General features: G+C 68.7%; 1 protein-coding gene. It reads left to right on the top strand.

Going from position 1 to position 5,386, the window contains the following annotated elements; all coding sequences use genetic code 11:
- Nucleotides 1-5,386, top strand: a 5,386-nt coding sequence (locus ACFWPJ_RS23385; protein WP_378854526.1) for an SDR family NAD(P)-dependent oxidoreductase, incomplete at both ends; no start/stop codon positions are given.

Raw genomic sequence — 5,386 nt, 5'->3', positions numbered from 1 at the left:
GGACGCACGGTGCAAGGCCTTCGCGGCAGCGGCGAACGGCACAGGATTCTCCGAGGGCCTCGGTATGCTCGCGGTCGAGCGGTTGTCGGATGCGCGCAGGCACGGCCACCAGATCCTCGCGGTCATCCGCGGCAGCGCGGTCAACCAGGACGGCGCCAGCAATCGTCTGACCGCACCGAACGGTCCTTCGCAGGAAAAGGTGATCGCCGCCGCCCTCGCCAATGCCGGTCTGACACCTGCCGACGTCGATGTGGTCGAAGCGCACGGCACCGGCACCACCCTCGGCGACCCGATCGAGGCGCAGGCGTTGATCGCCGCCTACGGTCGCGATCGCGGCGCGGACCCGCTGCGCATCGGCTCGCTCAAGTCGAACATCGGACACACCTCCGCGGCGGCCGGTGTCGGCGGTGTGATCAAGATGGTGCAGGCGATGCAACACGAAATGCTCCCGGCCACACTGCATGTCGATGCTCCGACGCCGCATGTGGACTGGTCGGCAGGGTCGGTGCGGCTACTCACCACGGCGGAACCGTGGCCCGCGGGAGAGCGGGTGCGTCGCGCCGGTGTGTCCTCCTTCGGTGCCAGCGGCACCAACGCTCACGTGATTCTGGAGGAACCTCCCGTCCTCGAGGAGGCCCCGGCCGAACCGGCGGACGATGGCGCCGATCGCGGTGCGAAGGCAGTGGCCTCCGGTGCCGCCCCCTGGCTGGTATCCGCGAAAACCGAAGAAGGCCTGCGTGCGCAGGCGGCCAAACTGCTGCACTGGCTGACCGAACACCCCGACCTGACAGTCGACGATATCGGTTACTCATTGTCGACGACCCGCGCCCAGCTGGACTGGCGGGGCGCGGTGGTCGGCGACAACCGGGACACGATGCTCGCCGGACTGGCGGCGCTGGCCGAACCGGGGTCGGCGAGCTCCGCCGATGTGGCGACGGGGCAGGCGGTGACACGCAAGGTCGCGTTCCTGTGCACCGGGCAGGGCGCACAGCGCGTCGGGATGGGTCGTGAACTCTACGAGGCGTTCCCGGTGTTCGCCGCCGCGCTGGATGAGATCTGTGCGCAGTTCGATCCACTACTGGGCGGTTCGCTCCAGCGGTTGATGTTCACCGGTCAGCCGGCCGACGGCAGCCCGGATAGTGCTGATGCCGGTGTTCTCGATCGGACGGAGTTCACCCAGCCCGCGCTGTTCGCGTACGAAGTCGCGCTGTGCCGGCTCCTCGACTCGTTCGGTGTGACACCCGATGTCCTGGCCGGACATTCGATCGGTGAGCTGGCTGCCGCGTACATCGCTGGTCTGTGGTCGCTACCGGATGCGTGCCGGCTGGTCGCAGCCCGTGGTCGTCTCATGGGGCGGCTGCCGGAAGGCGGTGCGATGCTGGCCGTCGCGGCGAGCGAGCGCGAGGTATCCGAGGCGCTGGTCGACGGAGTGTCCATCGCCGCGGTGAATTCACCCGAGGCCGTCGTGGTTTCCGGCGACGAGGACGCGGTGACGGCACTCGGGCAGCGGTTCGCCGACCGCGGACGGAAGACATCGCGGTTGACGGTGTCGCATGCGTTCCATTCCCACCGGATGGATCCGATCCTTGCCGAATTCGAAGCTGTCGCAAAGGACGTGACCTACCGTCGCCCGCGGACTCCACTGGTATCGAATCTCTCCGGCCGGATCGCCGGCGATGAAGTGCTGGAACCCGCTTACTGGGTGCAGCAGGTGCGGGCGACCGTTCAATTCGCTCGTGGCGTGGACACTGTGGTGGCCTCGGGCGTGCGTCGTTTCCTGGAAATCGGTCCGGACGCGGTGCTGACGGCCATGACCAGGCAATGCCTGCCGGACGATATCGAAGCGCAGTCGTCGGTGGTCGCCGGAGCACGTCGCGGGCGGGCCGAGGTCGAGCAGTTGGTGCACTGCTTGGCGCACGCGTACACGGTCGGTGTCGATGTCGACTGGCGGGCGTTCTTCGCTGGCCGCTCGGCATCACCAGTGTCGTTGCCCACCTATGCTTTCCAGCGCCGTCGCTACTGGCTCGAAACCTCTGTCGGCACCGCCGGTGTCGAATCCGCCGGTCTGGGTGCGGTGGACCATCCGTTGCTCGGCGCGGTGGTGTCGGTGCCGGAGTCCGGTGGGGTGCTGTTGACCGGCCGGTTGTCGGTAGCGACACAGCCATGGCTGGCCGACCATGCGGTGGGCGGGTCGGTGTTGTTGCCGGGCACCGGGTTCGTGGAGTTGGCGTTGCGTGCGGGCGCCGTGACCGCGTGCCCGGTGATCGAGGAATTGACGCTACAGGCGCCACTGCTGCTGCCCGCGACAGGCGGTGTGCAGATCTACGTCGTCGTCGGCGGGCCTGAACTCGAGTCCCCGCAGCGGCCGATATCGATCTACTCTCGCGATGAACACGACCGCGACGGACAGTGGGTACTGAACGCGCGGGGCCTGCTGACCACCCGCGACGACCTGACCGAACCCGAACCGGCGGCATGGCCGCCTGCCGCGGCGAGTGGTATCGATGTCGCGGCCGCGTACCCCGAGCTGCTGGCGCGTGGATACGACTTCGGTCCGGCGTTCCAGGGTGTGCGGGCGCTGTGGCGACGCGGTGCGGAGGTGTTCGCCGAGATCGCCGTCGACGCGGACACCGGGGTGCGCGCCGAAGGGTTCGGGATCCATCCGGCACTGCTGGATGGCGCCCTGCAGGCGGGACTGCTGGCCGAACTGCTCGAAAGTGAAGCTGGAAAGCCGGATTCACCGTTCGCGGTAGCGGCCGGGCAGGTCGTGCTGCCGTTCTCGTGGGAATCGGTGTCGCTGCACGCGGCCGAAGCGTCGGTGCTGCGGGTACGTCTGACCACGACCGGATCGTCGGTGTCGGTGTCGGTAGCCGATGAGCAGGGACAGCCGGTGTTGTCGGGATCGGTGAAGACCCGGCCGATGTCACTCGAGCAGTTCGCCGCGGCCGCCGCGGGCGCGGCCGATCCGGTACTGGAACTGCTGTGGTCGCCGACCGCGTCCGGGTCCGCGGTGGTGGGTGCGGGCGTGGGTCGGTGGGAGCTGGATCCGGAGTCGCCGGTACCCCCGGTGGTGGTGGTCGAGGCAGGGTCGGGGTGGAACGAACACACCGGCGCCGACGTGGTTACCGCCACCCATACCGAAGTCGCGCGGATCCTCGAGGTGGTGCAGGCATGGCTGGATCAGGACCGGTTCGCCTCGAGCACCCTGCTGATCGCCACGCGCGGCGCGGTCGCGCTGCCCGATGAAGACCTCACCGACCTCGCCGGCGCCGCGGTGTGGGGTTTGGTGCGCACAGCGCAGACGGAAGATCCGGGCCGAATCGTCTTGGTCGACGCGGACACCGGCATCGACGAGCGACTCGCTGCCACTGTCATGGCCGTGGGCGAACCCCAGGTGGTCGTACGCGTCGGACTCACCCACACCGCTCGGCTCACCCGGCCAGCGACCACGGTGTCTGCCGTACCCGGCGATGATGCTCGCCCCTTCGGCACGGGAACGGTGCTGATTACCGGCGGCACCGGCGGTTTGGGCGCGAAGGTGGCCCGCCACGTGGTGGCCGAGCATGGCGTGCGGTCGTTGCTGCTGGTGAGCCGCAGCGGTCCGCGGGCCGAGGGCGTGGCACCGCTGTGCGCCGAGTTGGAGCGACTGGGCGCACAGGTTCGGGTGGTGGCCTGCGACGTCACCGACGCCGACGCGGTGGCAGGGCTGCCGGCCGAAGCGCCGGCCCAGTGGCCGTTGACAGGCGTGATCCATGCCGCGGGTGTGCTCGACGACGGGATCATCGCGTCGCTGACCGCACAGCGGGTGGACGCGGTCCTGGCGCCGAAAGTGGACGCCGCCTGGTACCTGCACCAGGCGACCGCGGAGCTGAATCTGGCCGCGTTCGTGATGTTCTCGTCGGTGTCGGGCACCGTCGGCGGACCGGGACAGGCCAACTACGCGGCCGCGAACACCTTCCTCGACGGGCTGGTGGCGCACCGCCGTGCACGAGGGCTGGCCGGCCAATCGCTGGCATGGGGTCCGTGGGCCCGTTCGGGCGGCATGACCGGACACCTGGGTGAGGTCGATGTGGCCCGGATGAGCCGGGGCGGATTCACCGCGATGCCGGATGAGCAGGCGTTGGCAGGCTGGAACGCGGTGCTCGACCGAGGCGCGGCGCACGCGGTGATCGCCGCTATCGATACCGCCGCGATTCGCGCCGAGGCCGATGCCGGACGGCTGCCACCGTTGCTGCGGGAACTGGCACCGGCAGCGGCCCGGCGGCCGGCGGCGACCGCGCCGATGATGTCTGTTCTCCGGCAACGACTTTCCGGTCTGGACGCCGATCGACAGCGGCAGGCGGTACTCGATACCGTGCGCACGTACGTCGCGGCCGTGCTCGGTCATGACAGTGCGTCCGCGATCGATCCCGATCGCGCCTTCCAGGACCTGGGTTTCGACTCGCTGAGCGGGGTCGAGCTGCGTAACCGGCTCAAAACCGCCACCGGCCTGTCACTGTCGGCCGCGGTGATCTTCGACTACCCGACACCGCAGGCGCTGGCCACCTACCTCGCCGACGAGCTCACCGGCGCGGGACAGGACGTCGCGGTCACCGCCGCCACAGCTGTCGACGACGATCCCATCGCGATCGTCGGCATGGCCTGCCGGTACCCGGGTGGTGTCGGTTCGCCCGAGGATCTGTGGAATGTGGTCGTAGCCGGGACCGACACGACGTCGCAGTTCCCCGTGAATCGAGGCTGGGATACCGAACGTCTCTACGATCCGACCGGCGCAACACCGCACACCTCCTACACCCGGGAGGGCGGATTCCTGCATTCCGCCGGCGAGTTCGATCCGGCGTTCTTCGGTATCAGTCCCCAGGAAGCCGCCGTGATGGATCCGCAGCAGTTTCTGTTGCTGGAGACCTCATGGGAGGCATTGGAGCGGGCCGGTGTCGATCCCACAGTGCTGCGTGGCAGTTCGACCGGGGTCTTCACCGGGATGATGTATCACGACTACCCGGCCAATGCGAATTCAGGTGCTATCGCTTCCGGTCGGGTGTCGTATGTGCTCGGCCTGGAAGGGCCGTCTGTCACGGTGGATACGGCGTGTTCGTCGTCGCTGGTGGCGATGCATCTGGCCGCGCAGTCGTTGCGGTCGGGGGAATGTGATCTGGCGTTGGCCGGTGGTGTGGCGGTGATGGCGACTCCGGAGACTTTCGTGGAGTTCAGCCGCCAGCGTGGGTTGTCACCGGACGGGCGGAGTAAGTCGTTCGCCGATGCCGCCGATGGTGTCGGCTGGTCCGAGGGCGCCGGAATGTTGCTGTTGGAGCGGTTGTCCGACGCCCGCCGCAATGGTCATCAGGTGCTCGCGGTGGTCGCCGGTTCGGCGGTGAACCAGGACCGC

It is taken from the genome of Nocardia sp. NPDC058497, from assembly GCF_042720195.1.
Taxonomy (GTDB): Bacteria; Actinomycetota; Actinomycetes; order Mycobacteriales; family Mycobacteriaceae; genus Nocardia.
This window is presented reverse-complemented; position numbering and strand designations above follow the sequence as displayed.